The organism is Devosia oryzisoli, assembly GCF_014837245.1.
Taxonomy (GTDB): Bacteria; Pseudomonadota; Alphaproteobacteria; order Rhizobiales; family Devosiaceae; genus Devosia; species Devosia oryzisoli.
In genome coordinates this window covers 64,023-79,858 of sequence record NZ_JACYFU010000002.1, presented here as the reverse complement: position 1 = coordinate 79,858, position 15,836 = coordinate 64,023, and the positions used below count along the sequence as shown (strand labels likewise).

The 15,836-nt window shown below is 66.1% G+C and carries 14 protein-coding genes; 8 read left to right on the top strand and 6 right to left on the bottom strand.

Features of this window, described 5'->3' with window-relative positions:
• Positions 1-2 precede the first annotated feature (2 nt).
• Both IC608_RS07030 and IC608_RS07025 read left to right on the top strand, forming a co-directional pair.
• Complete coding sequence (locus IC608_RS07030; protein ID WP_191773967.1) at positions 3-890, top strand: glycosyltransferase family 2 protein; 888 nt, start codon at positions 3-5, stop codon at positions 888-890.
• A gap of 36 nt (positions 891-926) precedes the next feature.
• The gene (locus IC608_RS07025) at positions 927-3,167 is read left to right on the top strand and encodes a Wzz/FepE/Etk N-terminal domain-containing protein (protein ID WP_191773965.1); all 2,241 of its coding nucleotides are present in this window, start codon (positions 927-929) and stop codon (positions 3,165-3,167) included.
• 14 nt (positions 3,168-3,181) lie between these two features.
• On the opposite strand, the gene galU is transcribed toward IC608_RS07025, so the two are convergent.
• Positions 3,182-4,093, bottom strand: a complete 912-nt coding sequence (gene galU / locus IC608_RS07020) for a UTP--glucose-1-phosphate uridylyltransferase GalU (RefSeq protein WP_191773963.1) — start codon at positions 4,091-4,093, stop codon at positions 3,182-3,184.
• An 888-nt stretch (positions 4,094-4,981) separates the two neighbouring features.
• Between galU and IC608_RS07015 the strand changes: the two genes are divergently transcribed.
• The 6 genes from IC608_RS07015 to IC608_RS06990 are packed head-to-tail and all read left to right on the top strand — an operon-like array spanning position 4,982 to position 10,967.
• Positions 4,982-5,653, top strand: coding sequence for a sugar transferase (locus tag IC608_RS07015; protein WP_191773961.1), 672 nt, complete (start codon positions 4,982-4,984; stop codon positions 5,651-5,653).
• A 10-nt stretch (positions 5,654-5,663) separates the two neighbouring features.
• Positions 5,664-6,038 carry a hypothetical protein gene (locus tag IC608_RS07010; RefSeq protein WP_191773959.1) on the top strand — a complete coding sequence of 125 codons (375 nt, stop codon included), beginning with the start codon at positions 5,664-5,666 and terminating at the stop codon, positions 6,036-6,038.
• A gap of 1 nt (position 6,039) precedes the next feature.
• A complete protein-coding gene (locus IC608_RS07005) occupies positions 6,040-7,245 on the top strand; it encodes a glycosyltransferase family 2 protein (RefSeq protein ID WP_191773957.1) in 1,206 nt (401 codons plus the stop codon).
• Positions 7,242-8,516 (top strand): O-antigen ligase family protein, encoded by a 1,275-nt coding sequence (locus IC608_RS07000; RefSeq protein WP_191773955.1) that lies wholly within the window; start codon positions 7,242-7,244, stop codon positions 8,514-8,516. The genes IC608_RS07005 and IC608_RS07000 overlap by 4 nt, the downstream gene beginning before the upstream one ends.
• Positions 8,482-9,489: a glycosyltransferase gene (locus IC608_RS06995; protein WP_191773953.1), complete on the top strand. Its 1,008-nt coding sequence runs from the start codon at positions 8,482-8,484 to the stop codon at positions 9,487-9,489. Before IC608_RS07000 ends, IC608_RS06995 begins: the two co-directional genes overlap by 35 nt.
• Positions 9,486-10,967 carry a lipopolysaccharide biosynthesis protein gene (locus IC608_RS06990; protein ID WP_191773951.1) on the top strand — a complete coding sequence of 494 codons (1,482 nt, stop codon included), beginning with the start codon at positions 9,486-9,488 and terminating at the stop codon, positions 10,965-10,967. The genes IC608_RS06995 and IC608_RS06990 overlap by 4 nt, the downstream gene beginning before the upstream one ends.
• Positions 10,968-10,973: 6 nt before the next feature.
• Here the strand turns inward: IC608_RS06990 and IC608_RS06985 are convergent, their stop codons facing one another.
• The 5 genes from IC608_RS06985 to IC608_RS06965 all read right to left on the bottom strand — a co-directional run bounded on the left by IC608_RS06985 (position 10,974) and on the right by IC608_RS06965 (position 15,728).
• Positions 10,974-12,008, bottom strand: coding sequence for a glycosyltransferase (locus IC608_RS06985; RefSeq protein WP_191773949.1), 1,035 nt, complete (start codon positions 12,006-12,008; stop codon positions 10,974-10,976).
• Between the two features lie 11 nt (positions 12,009-12,019).
• Positions 12,020-12,913 carry a glycosyltransferase family protein gene (locus IC608_RS06980; RefSeq protein WP_191773948.1) on the bottom strand — a complete coding sequence of 298 codons (894 nt, stop codon included), beginning with the start codon at positions 12,911-12,913 and terminating at the stop codon, positions 12,020-12,022.
• A complete protein-coding gene (gene exoK / locus IC608_RS06975; protein WP_345890861.1) occupies positions 12,914-13,699 on the bottom strand; it encodes an endo-1,3-1,4-beta-glycanase ExoK in 786 nt (261 codons plus the stop codon).
• Positions 13,700-13,710: 11 nt separating this feature from the next.
• Entirely contained in the window at positions 13,711-14,940 is a 1,230-nt protein-coding gene (locus IC608_RS06970; protein WP_191773947.1) for a polysaccharide biosynthesis/export family protein, read from the bottom strand.
• Positions 14,941-15,047: 107 nt separating this feature from the next.
• On the bottom strand, positions 15,048-15,728 hold the full coding sequence (locus IC608_RS06965) for a hypothetical protein (protein ID WP_191773946.1): 681 nt from the start codon (positions 15,726-15,728) through the stop codon (positions 15,048-15,050).
• Positions 15,729-15,836 lie beyond the last annotated feature (108 nt).

Below are 15,836 nucleotides of genomic sequence, written 5' to 3'. Positions count from 1 at the left end.
ACATGGCCAGCATCGACATCTGCGTCTGCACCTTTCGACGCCCGTTTCTCGCCGAAACCCTGCGCTCCATCGCACGCCTCGACCGCGGCGGGCACGGCGTGCGCGTGATCGTCGCCGACAATGACGAGCAGCCCTCGGCGCGCAAGCTGGTGGCCGACATCGCGCAGGAGCTTCCGGTCCCGGTGCGGTATGTGCACGCGCCGGCCGCCAATATCTGCATCGCCCGCAACGCCTGCCTCGATGCGGTCGACGCGGACTATGTCGCCTTCGTGGACGATGACGAAGTGGTCTCTGCCGGATGGCTCATGGCCCTGTTGCACACGGCCGGGCCTGATGGTCCCGACGCGGTGCTGGGGCCGGTGCGGGCCAATTACCGGGCCGATGCGCCAGACTGGATGGTGCGGGGAGATTTCCACTCCACCTTTCCGGTCTTCGTCGATGGCACCATACGCACCGGCTATACCTGCAATGTGCTGATCCGCTGGCGCGCCCCGTTCCGCAGCCTGCGCTTCGATCTGCGCCTCGGGCGCACCGGGGGCGAAGACACCGACTTCTTCTACCGCTTGCGCGCCCTGGGGGGCAGCATCGGCTACGCGCCGGGCGCCTGGGTGGACGAGCCGGTTTCTGCCGAGCGCGCCACCATGGCGTGGCTGGTGCGGCGCCGGCTGCGCTTTGGCCAGACACACGGCATGCTGCTCACCGGCTCGCCGCTCAAGAGCTTGCCGGTTGTGGCCGCGAAGGCGGCCTATTGCTGCCTCATGACCGGGCTAACCCTGTTCTCGCCGGTGCAGCGGCGCCGGAACTGGCTGCGCGCCATGCTCCATATGGGCGTGGCGGGGGGCATCCTGCGCATCCGGCAGGCCGAGCACTACGGCCAGACCAACGGCTGAGCCGCAACCCTTCCAACAGAACGGCGGAGCAAATTCATGCTTGAAAAGAATGGTTTTTCCGAAGGGCTGGCGCCGCAGCCTTCGGATATGAAGACCATCGACCTCGACCGCATCTTTTCGCTCCTGCGGCGGCAGGCGCTGGTGCTCGGCCTTTGCGTGGGCGTGATGCTCGTGCTGGCCACGGTCTACCTGACCCTGGCGCCCCGCAGCTACGTCTCCGCCGGACAAATCCTGATCGACCGCAATCTCGAGCAGGTAACCGGAGAGGCCCAGACGCCCACCAGCGCGACGGACCTCGAGGCGCAGGTGCTCAACCAGATCGAGGTGCTCCGCTCGAGCCGCGTCGCTAAGACGGTGGCCGAGGCGGAAAACCTGATGACGGACCAGGATTTCCTCAATCCGCCCCCGTCCTTTTCCCAGCGCGTCAAATCGATCCTCGGGCTTGGCGGAGCGCCTTCGACCGAGCGCAAGCAAGCGTCGCTGGAGGATGTGGTGGGCATGTTGCGCTCGCACGTCCAGGTGGATCGCATGGGCCGCAGCTCGATCATCCGCGTCGGCTACGAAGCGCCCACGCCCGAACTCGCCCAGCGCATCGCCAACGCCTACGGCAAGGCCCTGCTGCAGGACCAGCTCAACGCCGAACTCGAAGCGACCAGTGCCGCGGCCGATTGGCTGCAGCAGCGCCTCGCGGAGATCGGGGAGAGCCAGCGACAGGCCATCCTGGCGATCCAGAACTACCGCGAGGAGACCGGACTGACGGTGGGGCAGGATCGCTCACTGACCAACCAGCGGATCGAAACGCTCTCCACCCAGCTGGCCGAGGCACAGGCAGAGACCGCACGCCTGCGGGCACTTTCATCGCAGTTGCAGAACGTGGTGGCGGCAGGACCGGACGGCGCCTCGACCTATGTGGCGCTGCTCGGCAGCTCCCTGACCGATCCGAGCGAGATCGAGAGCCTGCGCAACCAGGTCGCGACCCTCAACAGCCGCATGGCGCAGATCGAGGCCGCCTATGGGCCGGACCATCCGCAACTGGCTGCGCTGAAAGGCGAGAAATCGGCCCTCGACGGCCACATCTTCGCGCTGCTGCAGAATCTGAACGCGCAGTACCGCACGCAACTCGATATTGCCCAGCAGCAGGAGGCCGCGCTTCGTGCCGACATCGACGCTGAAGGGCGTAGTGCGGGCGATATCAGCCAGGAACAGGTGCGGCTCAACGAATTGCAGCAGCGCTCTGACGCGCTCGGCGCACTCTACAACAGCTACCTCACGCGCTATGAGGAGGCCGTGCAGCGCCAGAGCTTCCCCATTCCCTCCGTGCGGATCGTGACCGACGCCGTGCTGCCGGATAATCCCTCGAGCCCGCGCACGGTCGTGATCCTGGCTGCCGCGATCATAGCGGGCGCCTTTGCGGGCGTTGTGCTTGGTGCGCTGAACGAGATGCGCGACCGCGGCTTCCGCACTGGCACGCAGGTGCGCAAGCAACTGGGGCTCCGCTTCCTCGGCTACGTGCCCAAGCTCCAGATCGATGCCAAGGCCGCGCCGGCCGAACAGCAACGGACGGTGCGGGCCCTGGTCCAGGGCGCGCTCGGGTCCCGCATCGGCCGCCGCTGGGGCGCCCCGTTCATCGAGGTTCTCAAGACGACGCGCATGGTCGCACAACCTATCGCCGACCGGGGCACGGCAGTCCTCGGCATTCTTTCGGTGCTCCCGGGGGAGGGCAAATCCACCTTCGCCCATTCCCTGGCCGAAATGCTGACGGCCAGCGGGGCGCGCGTCCTGCTGATCGACGCCGATAGCGGCGGGGATCGACTGGGGACGGCGTCGCGCATCTTGCCCTCGCAACAGGGCGAGTGGCGGCGCGTGGCCGTGACCGATCATGAAACGGGCCTTGTAACACTGTCGGCCTCCGCGCCCGAAGCAGGCGGCGGGGACCTCTCCAGCCTCACCATGCAAAAGGTGCTGGCCGAGGCCCGCGGGCAGTTTGACCACGTCATCGTCGATTTGCCGCCGCTGGGGCCGGTCATCGACGCTCTGGCCCTGCTGCCCTTCACCGATGGGGCCGTGCTGGTGGCCGAATGGGGCAGGACGCCGCGGCGCCTGCTGCGCTCCGTGCTCGAGCGCGAGCCGGAGCTGGCCGACTACGTGATCGGCGTGGCGCTGAACAAGGTCGATCTCGGGACGCTGCCCCGGTTCACCGATATCGAAGGGCTGGAAAGGTTCGCCTACCGCACCGACAATCGCGCTGCTCCGGCGGTGGAAACGGCGCCCCGCTAAGGGGCGCCGTCGGCTTACTCGGCGGCGATCCGGAGGCCGTCGATCAGCGGTGTGTGCAGCCCCATCTTGGCGAGGGCTGCCAGAAAATCTTCCCCAATGTCCGGGCGATCGAGAGCGTAGGCCACGTTGGCGGCGAGAAAGCCAATCTTGGAGCCGCAATCGAAGCTCTGCCCCTCATACTTCACGCCAGCGAAGGCCTGGCGCTGCATCAGGGTCTGCATGGCGTCGGTGAGCTGGATTTCCCCGCCCGCTCCACGCGGCTGGTCCGCGAGCAGATCGAAGATTTCCGGCTGCAGGATGTAGCGTCCCGAAATGATGAGGTTCGAGGGTGCGTCCTCGGGCTTGGGCTTTTCGACCATGCCGGTGATCGGAAAGCCGCTATCCTTGCCCTCTCCGCGCGCGACGACGCCATATGAGGACACTTCCTTGTAAGGCACCTCTTCGACGGCGATGACATTGCCGCCGGTCTGCTCGTAGGTGTCCATCATCTGCGAGAGCACGCCGCGAGGGCCGTTGAACAGCATGTCCGGGAGCAGCAGCGCGAAGGGTTCGTCGCCGATGATCTCGCGGGCACACCACACGGCGTGGCCAAGGCCCAGGGGCTCCTGCTGGCGTGTGAAGCTGGTGCGGCCGGCAGAGGGGAGGTCGTTGCGCAATTCGGCGAGCGCCGCCAGCTTGCCGCGCGCCTCCAGCGTCGTTTCCAATTCGAACTGGCGGTCGAAGTGATCTTCGATCACGCCCTTGTTGCGGCCGGTCACGAACACGAAGTGGGTGATTCCCGCATCGCGTGCTTCGTCTACGGCGTACTGGATCAGCGGACGATCGACGACCGTCAGCATCTCCTTGGGCACGGCCTTGGTTGCGGGCAGGAAGCGCGTTCCCAACCCGGCGACCGGAAAAACGGCTGTTTTGACGCGTTTTACCACGGCTTTCTCCTTTTGAGCGTAAGACACGGGTGGAATTGGACCACGCGCGGCCGCAGCGGGCCACCCCAAACCCGGGCTTTGTGCCGCATGGCTCGGATGCACATTTGCCGCTGCCTCGCGCTGCCACGCCGCTGCCGCATTTGCCCGGCCGGGCAGGGACCAATGGTCAATACGCAGACGTGATACGACAGCAATTGTGCAGGGTTGTATTTACGCGCCGCCGGTAGTGTCTTTGGCGGGAACTGGTTTGGCCGCCTGCGTAAGGCGCGCCGCGACGTCGAGACGGGGGGAAAGCAACGTGGACAGCAAGCGTTCTGAGGAAACACCTGCGCGCAAACTCCCCCTTGCAGCGCGGGAACGCGGGCCTCTTCCGTGGCCCTGGGGCTTAGTTGCGGTTGGTGTTCTGGCGCTGGGGTGGGTGGGCATTTACCTCCTCTGGAACGGGCTGGTGCTGCTGTTTAACTTATGACACTTGCTTCGGGCCTGATGGCCGCCGACAGCGCGACTTGCCCTCTACTTTCGAAGCATTGCGCAGCTATTTGAGCGCGATGTATCGTTTCAGCTCAGCTTCGCCGCCCAACTGATTTGCGCCGATCGGTTCGACGCAATGGGGTCATTTTGTGATCTCGCCCTGCATGACTGCCATGCAGGAGAGGCGTTGCCACCTATTAACCCTCATGTTTGCCTGACACACGCCGACGACCTCTCGCTCTTGCCGAGGGGGGATAGCTGTAGCGGCGTCTCCGGGCAGAATGCGCGGAGTGCATCTGAAGACTTCAAAAGGCGACACATTGGCATGGGCGCTTGCCGCCCTGCGACGTCTTGTGTGCGCCCTAGGGATGGGCGCTGCCCGTCTTCGACACAGACGAAACTGCGTGAGAGAACACCATGTCGATCATCAACGTCGGACTCGGTTCATCCAACACATCAACCACCATGGGCACCCCGCGCGGCCACTCGACCAAGCGGGCCTTCGATGTGTGTGCCGCCTCGGCCCTGCTGCTGGTGGCGCTGCCCGCCATGTTCTTCATCGCCCTCATCATGTTTTCGACCGACCGGGGGCCGATCCTGTTCGGCCACACCCGGGTGGGCTTGAATGGCCGGCCATTCCGCTGCCTCAAGTTCCGCTCGATGGTGGTGGATTCCCAGGAAGCGCTGCGGCGCCATCTCGAGAAATTCCCCCAGGCCCGCGCCGAGTGGGAGGCCACGCAGAAACTGCGGGAGGACCCGCGGATCACGCGCCTGGGGCGGTTTCTGCGCATCACCAGCCTCGATGAGCTGCCGCAGCTGTTCAACGTCATCCGGGGCGAGATGAGCCTCGTGGGTCCGCGCCCGATCGTCGAGGACGAAGTGCGGCGCTACGCCGACAAGATCGAGCACTACGCCGCCGTGCGGCCCGGCATCACCGGCCTCTGGCAGGTCAGCGGACGCAGCGATGTCGACTACGACCAGCGCGTCCAGCTCGATTGCCGCTATGTCCGCGAATGGTCGTTCGCGGGGGACATCCTGATCCTGCTCAAGACCGTCAAGGTCGTCCTCCTGCGCACCGGCAGCCGATAGGAGACACCCCATGTCGATCCTTTCCATCCGCCCCAAGGCGTTCCGCTCCCGCAACCCCGGCCGGGATGCGGAAACCGATGCGGTTCGAGCCGAGACCATCCGCAACGCCATCATCATGGCCCTGTCCGACGTCCGGCGCGAGCGGGACGGCCTGGTGCAGCGCATGGAGATGCACCACGCGCGCGCGGCCAGCATCCTCGACCATTCCGGTGACTATGGCAGCCGCACCCGCGAGGACGAAACAGCCATCCGTTCTTCCGAGAGCGGTGCCGTCAATGCGCGGCGCCGCCTGTCGGAGCTGGATGCGCAGATCGAAAAGTTCGGTCGCCTCCTGGCTGAACTGGACGGAACGACGGCCGAGGTGCGCGGCCTGACCGGCGCCTGACATGGCCAGCGCCCAGTCCAACACCGACAAGGCGCCCCTGGTCTCGGTGCTGATGGCCAATTTCGAGTCAGCGGACAAGATCGTCCCCGCGCTGCGGTCCGTCCTGCGCCAGACCATGACGGACCTCGAGATCATCGTCAGCGACGATGGCTCGCGGGACCACAGTGTTGCCCATGTCGAGCGCCTGATGGCCCAGGATCATCGCGTTCGTCTTCTCATCAACGGCGCCAATGGCGGTCCGGCGGCGTGCCGCAACCGGGCGCTGGAGGCGGCGCGCGGAGAGTGGGTCGCGGTCGTGGATTCGGACGACATCATCCACCCCGAACGCTTCGAGCGGCTCCTGGCGGCGGCCCGCCGGGGCGGCGCCGATATCGTCGCTGACGACATGATCCTCTTTTACGAGGACGGGACGCCGCCGAGCCTGATGCTGGGGGAGGCGGTCGAGGCTGCGTTCGCGGTCTCGGCGGAGCGCTGGATCCGGGCCGGAAGCGACGGAACCCCCGCGCTGGGCTACCTCAAGCCGCTCATGCGCAGGGACCGCGTGGCTGACACTCGCTACGACGAGGCACTGCGCATCGGCGAGGATTACGATTTCGTGCTGCGCCTGCTGCTCGATGGCGCCCGGATGCTGGTGGTGCCCGAGCCGTTCTATCTCTATCGGCGCCACTCCGGCTCCGTTTCCCACCGCCTCTCGGTGACGCACATGGAGGCGATGGTGGCGCGCCAGCATGCCATGGTCGCCGCGCATGAGCCGCTGACGCCTGCCTTGCGCGCGGCCTTCGATGCGCGGCTGCGGGACCTTAACGCCGGGCTTGCCTATGAACGCCTCGTCGAGGCCGTGAAGGGTCGCCGGCCGGCCAACGCGCTGGCGCTGCTGCTGGCCAATCCGGCGCATGCCGCGCGGCTTTGGACATCGTTCAAGGAGGGGAGGGGGCGGCGCGAACCGGAGCCGCAGCGGGTCGTCTCGCCACTTCTGCTGCTCGGATCGGGCGAAACGCCCGGCGTGACCAATGCGGTGCCGGACTATCTGCCGATGGAAGCGGACTGGACTGCCGCGCCATCGCGCGCCTTCTGGCGCGACCTCGCCGCCCAGCGCGGCATCGGGGCGGTGCGGTGCATGCCGCTCGATCGCGCCGGCTGGTACGCGTCCGGTTTCATTCCCGAAGCCGAAGTGGCGATGCCCGAACTCGCCGGGGCCACACCATGACCGGACGCGGCGCGACGCTGACCGTCAATGTTGCAGCGCTCCTGACGTTCGGGGCCTTCGCGGCGCTGGTGCTCAACGCGATGCTCGGCTCGCTGGCGGCGCTCGCCTTCATCGGCTGCGCTGGCGCCTTGATGGTCAGCAATGTGCCGATGAGCATCGACAGCGTGCGGCGCTGGTGGCCCATCCTGCTGCTGCCGGCCTATTGCCTGCTCAGCGCGCTGTGGTCCTATTATCCCAGCAACTCGCTGCGCTACGGGCTGCAACTGACCTTCACGATGGTCTTTGCCCTGGTGATGGTTGGGCGGGTTTCCGCGGCCACGCTGATGCGCGTGATGTTCATCGTCTATGGCATCGGCGTCGTCGCCAGCATCGGCATGGGCCGCGTCAGCGGGGGAGGTGCCTGGCTTGGCATCTTTGGCAGCAAGAACGCCTTTGGCGCCCATATGGCCGTCTTCATGCTGATTGCTGTGGCCGTGGCGGCCGATCGGGAGTCGCCGCCGCTGCTGCGCCTTTCGGCGCTGGTGGGAGCCGCGATCTCGGGGCCACTTCTCGTGCTGGCGCAGTCGGCCGGTGCCATCATGATGGTCGCGCCGTGCCTTTGCGTACTGCTGCTGGTGCTGCTGAGCAGGCGCTTGCTGGGGACGCACAAGATTTTCCTCCTGGCCCTGCTGGGGATCGCCGTGGCGGCGCTCGCGCTCATCGTCCTCGTGGCTGGCGATACGCTGCTGGCCGAGGTGCTCGAGGAGTCGGGCAAGGACCCGACGCTGACCGGACGCACCGATCTATGGGCGACGGGCCTGAGCTTTATTGCCGAGCGGCCATTGCAGGGGCTGGGATACCGTTCGTTCTGGGTCGTCGGCTTCGCTCCCGCCGAAGAACTCTGGTCGATGTTCGACGTCCCCTCGGGGGCCGGCTTCAACTTCCACAACACCTATATTTCCAACGCTGTCGAGATCGGCCTGATCGGCCTCGCCATGCAGATCGTCCTCATCTATGGCGGCGCGCTCGGCATGGCGGCCCTCACCTTCGTTCGACCCACGGCGCCCAATGCCCTGCTGCTGGCGCTGCAGCTATTGCTGATCCTGCGCAGCTTTATCGAGGTCGAGGTGTTCTACGAGTTCTCCATCCGCTCGATCCTGTGCACCGCCACCGTCGCCTATGCGGCACGCGGGCTGCTGGCGCTTCGGCACCAGCCCGCGCCGCGCCACCATCATTCTCCCGGAGGTTTACTGAGCCATGCCAGACATCCTGCCCGGTCTCGTCCACTTTAGGACCCCGACCTACAAGCGCCCCGCGGCGCTGCGGCGCGCGCTCGGGTCCATGATCGCGCAGAACTGGCCGCATTGGGTCTGCGACGTCTACGATGACGACCCCGATGAGGCCGGCCGCGCGGTCGTGTCCGATTTGGGCGATGTGCGCATCCGCTATGTCGCCAACAAGCCGCAGCTTTTTGCCTCGCGTAACATCGATCACTGCTTCACGGCGGATAACCCGCATGGCGCGGAGTATTTCTGCGTCGTCGAGGACGATAATTTGATCCAGCCCGACTTCGTAACCGCCAATGTCGAGCTCATGCGGCGTCACCAGGTCGAGATTGTGCTGCGCAACCAGGTCATCGAGCACGCCAGCGGCACCGACCGGGCGTGCGTCGGGAACGTGGGTGTTCTCGATGACCTGTTCACCGAGGGCCTGTATGCCCCCGATGAATTCCGGCTCTCCATCCTTGCGGGGATTGGCGTGTCCAATGGCGGCCTGTTCTGGTCCTGTCGCGCGCGCTCGCCGCTCGAAATCCAGTACGCCTGCACGGCGACGCTGCAGGAATATCTGCGCACCTACTCCATCATGGAGCCCATCTACGTGGCCATGGAGCCGCTGGCGATCTGGGCGGAGAACGCCGAGCAGACGACGCGGAACGACGAATTGACTGCCGGTTATCTGCGCCGCGAGCTGGATCTGAAGCGCGCCGTACAGGCTCTGCGCCAGCGGGTGTGGAATGAGGCATCCGAGGAGCAGCGGCGACGCTTTCTGACCGATAGGCGCTTCACCACGCCGGTGCATTTGCGCGTGGTGCACACGGCAAAGGCCCTTATCCCGCAGTCGCTGGCCGGGCACGTGCCGCCGCTCGAGGCGGCGCGGCTGCGCATGCGGGGCGTGCTCATCCGCACCCTGGGGCGCATTACGCCGGACTTCCGCCAGTTCGTGCGCTCGCGAGACCGGTTGCGGCAAAGCATCGGCGCTGCATGACATTGGTCGCAGACACAACCGGGCCCAAGCTCGATCACGTCAGGACCGGGCGGGCATCGGCGGCCCTCAAGGGCACCATCTGGTCCCTCGTCAGCAGCTTCACGCCTGCGGCGGTGGGCTTTCTCGTCTTTCTCGCCACGTCGCGGGCGCTAACGCCGGCCGAGTTCGGCATCGTGGCCTATGCTGCCAGTATCGCCACTATCGGCCTTGCCATTTCCCCGGCCGGGTTCCGGGAGGCGCTGATCCAGCACAAGGCCATTGCGCCGGTCCACCTCGACACGGTGTTCTGGCTCTCCATGGTGTCGGGGCTGGTGATTTACGGCGGCCTCTGCGCCAGTGCGCCATTCGTGGCGGCCCAATCCGGCGAGACGCTGCTGCTCGCCCTCATCCCGTTCATTTCGGCGCGCGTGATTTTCGACATGGCGGCTGCCGTGCCAAACGCGCTGCTTGTGCGCACCATGTCGTTCCGCATGCTGGCGTTCCGCACGTCGCTCGCCTCGCTTGCCGCGGCCGGGATTTGCCTGGGCCTGCTGTGGCTCGGCTTCGGCGTCTGGGCGCTGGCCGCTTCGCAACTGGCGGCATCGGCCGCCACCTGCATCGGGGCCATGGTGGCCTCGGGCTGGCGTCCGTCGCTGCGTTTCGAGCGGGCAGCGCTGTCCGATCTGCGGACCTTTGGCCTTTTTTCCACGGGCACGCACTTCATCACCACCCTCAGCATCGACCAGTTGCTGATCGGCATCACGCTCGGGCCGGCCGGCCTCGGCATCTACAGTTTTGGCCGCCGCATCTTCCAGATCCTGACCGATCTGATGAGCGGCGCGCTCAACCTGGTCTCCTATTCGCTCCTCTCCTCGATGCAGGACGAGAAGGCCAAGCTGCGGCAGGCCTTTTTGTTCGGAACGTTCGCCTCGTCCATCATCGCCTTTCCGGCCTTTACCGGGCTCGCGCTGATCGCGCCCGACTTCGTGCCCTTCGTCTTTGGCGACCACTGGGTCGAGGCGGTGCCGGTGGTGCAGGCCTTCTGTGCGCTGGGGCTGCTGACGGCGGTAGGCGTGCTGCAATCGTCGCTGGTCCGCAGCCAGGGACAGGCCGACATCTGGTTCTACTATCTGCTCGGCAAGCAGGTGATCACGGTGCTCTATGTCTGGCTGTTCAGCGGCTGGGGCGTCGAGGCGCTGACTACCGCCATCGTGGTCCAGAACTATGTCATGTGGCTGCCCACCGTGTTCATGGTGGCCCGGCTGCTGGGCCTCTCCATGGCCGGATACCTCGCCAGCTTCGCGCTGCCAATCTTTGCAACGATGCTGATGCTGGTGGCGGGGACCTTCATCCAGCAGCAACTCGCCGACGCACCCACCATGCTGCGGCTTGGGGCAACAATCGGCGGTTCGGCGCTCGTGTATGGCGCGGCCGTGCTGGTGCTGGGGCGGCGCCGGCTGATGGAAATCGGCCGGCTGGTCCGCCGGCGGGGCGGCTAGGCGGCCTCAGCCGACGAGCGAGGCGTACATCACCAGATAGTCCGCCGCGGCGCGCTGGAGGCTGAGGCGTTCGTTCATGTAGCTCTTGGGATCGTACGTTTCGCGCCGCGCCATGAAGGTGCCGAGCGCCTCGTCGAACCCGGCGATGGCGAAGGTCTCGCCGCACCGCGCGTCGAAATAGGGCACGCTGCTGACCCGCAGATTGGGCGCGTAGCGGCGCAGGTTGGGGTCGACAAGTTCGCCCTCGTCCCAGGCCAGTACGGGAATGCCCGCCGCCATGGCCTCCTGGTAGGCGATGCCCTGCGTTTCGTGTTCGCACACGAAAAGCAGCGCGCGCGCCTCGGCCAGGGAGGCGCGATAATTCTTCTGGATATGGCCGCCATAGCGCAAGACGCGATAGGTGAGCCCCGCCCGATCGAGCGAGGATGTGATGCGGTCAAGCACCGCCGGAACCTGCGTCTCCCGATGCCAGCGGATCTTGTCGTAGATGACGAAGTCGATGGTTTTTTCGCGCGGCGCCCAATTCCAATCCGAAATGTCGACGCCGACGGGAAAGGCGCGCAGCTTATCGCCGCAGGCTTGCCGGTTGAACGCGCAGGCCCAGTCGCAGGGCTGGATCAGGATGCGCATGGTCTCGCGCTGCGCAACTTTGGCAGCTTCTTCCGGCAGGCCGATATCGCCGTGGCCGAAGACGACCGGATTGGGTAGCGGCACGGCCGAGAGAGCGCTGGGATAACCGGCAAGCCCGATGGGGTAGGTGGGCCGCTTGCGGGCCGCCGCGAAGTCGTTGACGCGGACGTCGCACCCGGCGGCCTTGAGGCTCGCCTGGAGCGAGAGGAAGGCGGTGTAAAAGCCCGTGCGCACCTGCTTGCGCCGGGCCGAGCGATAGATGTATCGCGCCGCACGATGCGCCTGCGACTGCAGTGCCCCGGCAAATCCATCCCGCGCCCGCCGCTCATAGCCATCGTAGAACAACAGGACCAGGGGGCCCCGGTCCGTCATCTCGAGTTTCTGGATGGGCAGCGCGGTGAGGTCGTTCATGGGCAGGGCCTCTAGCTGACGGCCACGCGCGAGCGGACGAAGGCGTCCACTGCGGTCATGGCGCGGTCGGTGGCGTCGATGATCCGGCTCTCCTCGCTCAGTTGCGGCTCCATTTGGGAGAGGCGCTGCAGGTGCCGTGCGGCGCGGTGCGCGAAATAGGTGTTCGGCAGCGTGGCGAGCGGCGAAGCGGCCAGGCGGCCGGTCTTGCCACGCATGCCGCCGCGGCCGGTGGCGCGGATATAGGCTTCGAGCACGTTGCTCGGCGCCAGCTCCTGCATCCTGAGATCGATCCCCAAGGCCGAGGACCAGTCGAGCCACTTCATGTGGTGGCCCCAGAAGATGGGCTTGGCGCTGATCCAGGGCGTGCGCAGCGCGTCGGCCACGATGGCGCCGTGCATGGCTTCGGTGATCAGCAGGCGCGCGCCCTTGATCTGCGCCAGGACCGTGTCGTTCGGCTTGGTGGCATCGATGAGCGTGATGCCTGCCAGCCGGCAGACCTCTGCCCAATTGCCCCGCTCCAGGCTCTCGTAATGCGGCATGAAGGCGACCCCGATATTGGGCGCCGGGGCCGGCAGGTTCATGGCCCGGAGCAGGATGGCGCTGTCGCAGATGGCAAGGTCTGGGGAGATATTGAGCGTCTCGGCCGTCTTCGGCCCGCGCACGAAGCGGATGTCCCAGCTGCCGTCATGCACATCGGGCAGGCCCATATAGCCGGCATAGCCCGAGCCCATGACGAACTTGCGCGCATGCGCCGGCATCTGGGTCCCGATGATCGAGCCGATGCCGACGAAGAGTTCGCTCTCGTCCTCATCGAGGAAGCCCTTTGGCAGCAAGGCGGGCCACACGTCGAGGTTCAGCTCGTCACCGAAATTGGGCACCTTGCCCCGGAAGTAAACCAGCTTCATTCACTCGTCTCCGCTCTGCTGACAGACGATGGATTGTTCGAAGGTGCAGGCCTGCCCGAGCGGGGTGAACGCGACCCAGTCGACGTTCATGGCGATCGGCTCCGTCACCGGCGTGAAGGGCCCCATCCATTCGGTGAGGGTGTCGGACCCCCAGAGGCTGAAGAAGATGCGCTGGTCGTGGCTGGGGATCGTGGCCGGGTTGTCCATCGTGCGGGCCAGCTTGCCGTCGATATAGAAGCGCAGCCGGTCCGGCTCCCAGGTGAAGGCATAGGTGATGAAATCGCTGTCGGCGGGGCGGGGAAGCTCCAGTGACTGGCCGCTGCCCACCTTTCCGTCGCCGCTCTTGCCGTTGACGAACGTCGTCGTATCGACGTGGCTCGTGTCCTTGAGCAGCACCTCGAAGTCGATCTCGTCGTGCGGCTGTCCCTGCTGCGGCCCGATATAGGTGAAGAACGCCGCATTGAGGCCGGAGCCTTTCGGCGTCTTGAGGCGCGCCTCGTAGGTGCCGTAACCGTAGGCCTTGCGCGTCTGGATTTCGCCACAGCGATACTGGCGGTCAACCTTCGGCTTGGGCGCAAAGCCGACGCGCAAGGCGCTGTTGGCGACCGTGACCTGATCGGCCGACCAGGTGCAGTTCTGGTGGGCTCCATTGCTCCAGCCGTCCGAAATATACCAGCGAGACTGGTCCAGCCGGTCGAACGTGTCGAAGAAGGCTTCCTGCGCCTGAAGGGGCGAGACGCAGGCGGCGAGGGCGGCAGATGCCAAGAGAAGGGCGCTGTGTTTCACGGAAGTCTTCCTCAGTTTGCCAGTTGCAGGTGCGCGACGACGACATCACCGGCCTGCACAGCTGTGCTGAGGTCGGCCGCCACTTCGTCTTCACCGCGGATGATGGTGTAGGAATAGGTGGGAGCGCTATCGCCGGGGACGGCGGCGCCGGTATAGAGCGCGGCCTCCTGCACCAGTCCGCGTTGCGTGTCGATCTTGAGCTCAAGGGCGCCGATCTGGCCGTCGACCGTCTGGCGCTCGAGGTTGAGATCGGTGATGCGCTGGTCGTTGAGCTGCGCCCGCTCGCGCTCGGCGGCCGCAATGTCCTGCTGCGCCTGCAGGGTGGCCGTTTCGGTGTCGAGCAGCCGCGCCTCAAGATCGGCGACATTGGTCTGGAGTGAGGCGACGCGGGAGGCCAGCGCCAGGCCGTTGTCGGACAGCGTGGTGATCTTGTCGAGCTGTTCGCGCGCCGTCTGCAACTGCGCTTCGGTGTTCTTGCGCTTCTGCTCGAAGGCCTCGATCTGTGACTTGAGAAGAGCCACCTCATCGGACAGCGACGACGCCTGCGCCTCGGCCTGCCGCGTCCGGGCGTTGAGGATGGCGCGTTCGGCTTCGACCAGTTCGGGCGTTTCGGCGTGGCCTTTCAGCTCGGGCGGAATTTCGATGTCTGTGTTGCCGGCAATCTCGGCGTCGAGGCGCGCCCGTCGGATCAGGAGACGGGCGTATTCGTCCTCCGATACGTCGAGGTTTCCGGTGGTGGTCAGCATCTCCCGCTCTGGGCGCGCGCCGGCCTCGGCCCCGCGTCGCTCGCCGCCCGCCAGGGCGATGGCCTTGACGACCGTGAGGCCGGGCGCGAACGGATATTCGCCGGGGGTGCTCACGTCGCCCGACACGTAGATCGGGCCGTACTCGGCGATTTCAATCGACACGATCGGGGCGGCCGGAAGGCCCAGCGTCTGCTTGAGGGCTGCCGCCAAGGCAGCGGACACGTCGGCGCTGGTCTCGCCAGCCGCGGGAAGCGGCCCGACCATGGGGAAGTTCACCATGCCGTCGGCGCCCACGACGTAGTCCCCCCCGAGCGCTGTCCACTCGGTGAACTCGGTTTCCGCGGCCTTCCACTGCACGACCTTGACGGTCAGCTTGTCCGAGACCCCCAGCACGTAAGGCGCCGCCGCCATGCTCGGGACAGAGCAGAGGATGGCGGCGAGAAAAGCCAGGATCGTCAGGACACCCTTGGGCGAGGTGGCCGCGGCACGGAGCATGAGCTCCTCCTTGCTGTTGTTCGTCACGCGAGGATGGTTGAGGCAGAACGTGCCCGCAATGGGGCGGCCGGCTGGGTCGTCAGCGGCATTGGCTGCCCAGGGCGCAGTCAATCCTTTGAAGGCGCTTCGCTTTTGCGGCCGGAAATTGACTTTGCCGGTGAGGTCACGGCTGTCATGCGCGTGGCGGCCAGCTGCGACTTGGACGGCGCGTATCCCAGGGAGTCCAGCCGCCTTTTCTGCTGAGAGGAGAGGGCGGCCCAGACGGCGATGCGATCGTCCTGCGCGAGGGCCCCGAACTCGTCCTGATGCACCGCGCTGCGCGTTTGCACCTCGAAGATCTTGGGATCGATGGCGAGGCCGCTTGCCCCCAGAGCATTGAAGAGGAGGGCCGCCCGCTCCGGCGAAAGCTGGAGATTGCGATCGAAATAGACGGCGATCTCTTCGAGGGCCGGATTGTCCGACAGGGCCTGGACGGTCCGGATCACGTCCTGGCAGGTGCGCTGCTTGAGCCGGGCGGTCAGGCCGTGGAGGTGATTGCGGGCCTCGCGCAGCGCCAGGGCCTCCCCTTCTAGGACGCCTGTGACCTCGTAGCGCCCGACGCAACGCTGGCAAACCCAGAGCCGGGCGGCCTCGCGCATTACCTCGTATGTGTGGCGCTGCTCCCCTTGTCCGCAGAAATCGCAGCTGCTGGAGAAAGAGACGTCGTCCCGGATCTCCCAGGTGTAGGACCACTCGCGCGGATCGCCGACACAATCGCTGAGGGTATAGCGCGGGCGGGAGTGGGGCATGCTGCGGGGACTCACTTCTTGAAAGGCGATTCGATCACGAGGACGTCATCAATCAAGCAAAGCAGGCGACTCGGTGGCGGCGCCGCAACCAGCAGGGCGGGCCCACAG